Raw genomic sequence first — 3,310 nt, 5'->3', positions numbered from 1 at the left:
GGACCACAGTGGTCCCGTCCGGCAGCGGGTGGGTGTGGTCGGGGCGGGGCTGCCGGGTGTCCACCCCGAGCGGCACACCGGGGTCGGCGTGCAGATAGGCCGCCCTGCGGTCCGGTGTGATCACCAGCGGCGGCAGATGGCCCGCGCTGCTCCAGTGCAGGCACCAGCCGTCCCCCTCCGGCTCGATACGTGCCAGGCAGGCGGTGGTGACGGAGCTCTCGGTGATCGCGTGGAGGGTGCGGTCGAGCTGGGAGAGGACCAGGCTCGGCGGGGTGCGCCGGTCGTACAGCAGCGCGCGGAGCATGTTGCGGGTCTGGGCCATGGAGGCCGCGGCCTTCAGGTCGTGCCCGACGACGTCCCCGATGACGGCCGCGCAGGAGCGGTCCGGCAGCAGGATGACGTCGTACCAGTCGCCGCCGAGCTGCCCGGGGGCCGTCGCGGGCCGGTATACGGCCGATCCGCTGAACGGGTGGAGGTCGGGGAGCCGGGGCAGCAGCAGACGCTGGAAGTTCTCGGCGCCGGAGCGGACCTGCTCGAACAGGCGGGCGTTCTCGATCGCCACGCCCGCCGCGCCCGCCAGCGCGACGACGATGTTCTCGTCCTGGGCGTCGAAGGGGAGGCCGTCGCGCCGGTCGGTCAGGTACAGGTCGCCGTAGATCTCGCCCCGCACGCCGATCGCGACGCCGAGCAGGGTGCGCATCGGCGGGTGTCCGGGCGGGAAGCCCGAGGAGTTGGGGTGGGATCCGATGTGCTCGACCCGCAGTGGTTCGGGGTTGTGGATCAGGTGCCCGAGCAGGCCGTGGCCCCGGGGCAGCTCCACACCGGCGAGCGCGGCCTCCTCCTCCTCGTTCAGCCCGACGGGGATGAATCGCTCCAGCCTCTCGCCGCTCTCGTCCAGTACGCCGAGCGCGCCGTAGCGGGCGTCGACCAGCTCCATCGCGGTGGTGACGATGCGGCGCAGCACCACGGGCAGCTCCAGCTCGCTGCTGATGGCCAGCACGGCGTCGAGCAGGCTCTGCAGCCGCTGCTGGGCGCGGGTCAGCGACCGGATCTGCTCGGTGAACTCGGCGGCCTCGGCTTCCCGGCCGGGGTCGGTCTGCGGAGCGGCGCCGGCCTGTGGGGCGGCACCGGCCGACGGGTCGGCGTGGGACCGTTTCCCGTGCCGCTGTGCCCCCTGGCCCTGCTCCATCGAGTCTCCTTGTCGCTGTGGACCGGGCACGCCACCCGGCCCGGGTGTCCGCCGGGGGAGAGTGCCTGTTTCCTCTCCGGTGACCCTCCACAGGGCATATGCTAAGACCCTTTTGTCCGATGAGTGAGGTCTGGCGGCCCGGTGCCGGGGATGTGGCCGGGAGGGCGGCTGGGTAGCATGCGGCCATCGCCGTTACCGGTCAGTAGGTTTCCGCTCGGGAAGATCACGAGGGGACGCGGCCGGTTCCACTCCCGCCCGAAGGAGCAGCCATGCCCGCGCTCGACCGCCAAGGCGACGTCTTCGTCCTCGACCTCGGGGACGGCGAGAACCGCTTCCACCCCGACTGGCTCGCCTCCGTCAACACCCTGCTCGACGAGGTGGAGAAGACCGAGGGGCCGCGCGCACTGGTCACCGCGGCGACCGGCAAGTTCTTCTCCAACGGCCTCGACCTCGAATGGCTGCTGGCCAACACCGACAAGGCCGCCGAGTACGCCGCGAGCGTCCAGGACCTCTTCGCCCGGGTGCTGACCCTGCCGCTGATCACCGTGGCCGCCCTCCAGGGCCACACCTTCGCCGCCGGCGCGATGCTCTCCCTGGCCCACGACTTCCGCGTGATGCGCGCCGACCGGGGCTTCTGGTGCCTGCCCGAGGCCGACATCCACATCCCCTTCACCCCCGGCATGTCCGCCCTCATCCAGGCCCGGCTGACCCCGCAGACGGCCCACGAGTCCATGACCACCGCCCGCCGCTACGGCGGGCAGGACGCGCTGGCCGCCGGGATCGTCGACCGCGCGGTGGAGGAGGACGCCGTCCGTTCCACCGCGATCGAGATCGCCGCCTCCCTGACCGCCAAGGCGAGCCCCACCCTGGGCACCATCAAGTCCCGGATGTACGGCCCGGCCGTCGCGGAGCTGCGCGCCGAGGAGATCCCGCTCAGCCTGGGCGGCTGAGCGGGCGAGCGGCTGGGCGGCCGATCGGCCGTTCAGCCGAAGACCGGGACCGGGCTTCGGTCCCGTGCGCCCCGGTCCCGTGCGGCCCGGCTCCGGTCGGCCGGGGCGCGCAGGCCCGCCCGCAGCCGCTCGACCCGGGCGCGCACCTCGGCGGCCGGTGGCCCGGCCGGCGCCGGTTCCGGCAGACCCCGGCAGTCCCGGCACAGCCCACCGGGCAGCGCCTCGGGACGGCCGGGCCGCCCGCACCCGGTGCACTCCATCACCCGGCGCGGCGCCGTCCCCTGCGAAGGAACGGGTACGGGTGCGGACGTGGACGCGACGGGTACGGGCGGCAGCCGGTCGGCCAGCCGCCGCCGGGCCAGCGCCCCCGGGCAGTGCACCGTCTCAGGCAGCCCGGACGTCAGCGCCAGCACGAGCTGCCCCGGGCTCGCCCCGCGCTCCAGCCAGACGGCGGCCGGACCGGCCAGGGCCGTGCACTCGGCGGCCGAGAGCGTCATACGCGGATCGGTCTGCCCGAGCCCGGCCAGCACCTCGTACGCCTCCGCCCGCCGGGACGGCCGTACGGCCCCGCTCTCCTCGGCCTCCTCGACCGCCTCCGGCTCCCGTTCTGTACCGGGGGCCTCGCCGGGCGGCGTGCCCTCCCGCAGGAACGCCCCCCACCAGGCGTCGTCCCGCGCCGTCCGCGAGAAGTACGTGCGGTAGACCCACTGGGTGCGGCCCTCGCCCACGGTCTCGCGCACCCGCCGCAGATGCCCGGCCCGCGACAGCGCGTTCAGCGCGGACCGCACCGCCTGCTGCCCGTAGGCGGGCAGTTCGCGGGCGAGGGTCTTGGTGTCGATCGCCGCGCCGTCCGGCAGCCGGTCGATATGGGCGGCCACCGACGCCTCACGGGGCGGCAGATGTTCGAAGTCGCCGCGCTTACGGGGGAGTTGTCCGGGTGCGGAGCGCTTTCCGTAGCCGGGAGCGGCCATCGGAGGGGCGTACGGGCGCACGTCGGCGCTACTGTTGGCCATAGCCATGAGATCGGTCCGTTCGATCTGGATGGTCAGACCCTCGCCCGGTGTTGGCCCACCGGCGGGGGTCGTTCTCTTGTCGTCCCGCACGCTACACCGCCGACGCGGTGTGTGGCGACCCGGTCGCTGAGAGTGGAAAACCGCAGGGTGGGAGGGTG

The 3,310-nt window shown here is 73.9% G+C and carries 3 protein-coding genes; 1 reads left to right on the top strand and 2 read right to left on the bottom strand.

Annotated features, from left to right (window positions below):
* Positions 1–1,189 (bottom strand): PP2C family protein-serine/threonine phosphatase (locus L7D48_RS27515; protein WP_237883614.1); only part of this gene is annotated, 1,189 nt, incomplete at its 3' end.
* Between the two features lie 269 nt (positions 1,190–1,458).
* On the opposite strand from L7D48_RS27515, the gene L7D48_RS27510 reads away from it, so the two are divergent.
* Positions 1,459–2,139 carry an enoyl-CoA hydratase-related protein gene (locus L7D48_RS27510; protein WP_237883612.1) on the top strand — a complete coding sequence of 227 codons (681 nt, stop codon included), beginning with the start codon at positions 1,459–1,461 and terminating at the stop codon, positions 2,137–2,139.
* Between the two features lie 32 nt (positions 2,140–2,171).
* On the opposite strand, the gene L7D48_RS27505 is transcribed toward L7D48_RS27510, so the two are convergent.
* Positions 2,172–3,152 carry a hypothetical protein gene (locus tag L7D48_RS27505; RefSeq protein WP_308312356.1) on the bottom strand — a complete coding sequence of 327 codons (981 nt, stop codon included), beginning with the start codon at positions 3,150–3,152 and terminating at the stop codon, positions 2,172–2,174.
* Positions 3,153–3,310: the final 158 nt, after the last annotated feature.

Source organism: Streptomyces sp. ICN903, assembly GCF_022015835.1.
Taxonomy (GTDB): domain Bacteria; phylum Actinomycetota; class Actinomycetes; order Streptomycetales; family Streptomycetaceae; genus Streptomyces; species Streptomyces fenghuangensis.
Note: the sequence above shows the minus strand (reverse complement) of the source record. Positions and strands in the feature narration are given on the sequence as shown.

Excerpts from the sequence above, each read along its gene's own strand:
- L7D48_RS27510 (WP_237883612.1), top strand. The coding sequence starts at position 1,459 with ATGCCCGCGCTCGACCGCCAAGGCGACGTCTTCGTCCTCGACCTCGGG.
- L7D48_RS27505 (WP_308312356.1), bottom strand. The coding sequence starts at position 3,152 with ATGGCCAACAGTAGCGCCGACGTGCGCCCGTACGCCCCTCCGATGGCC.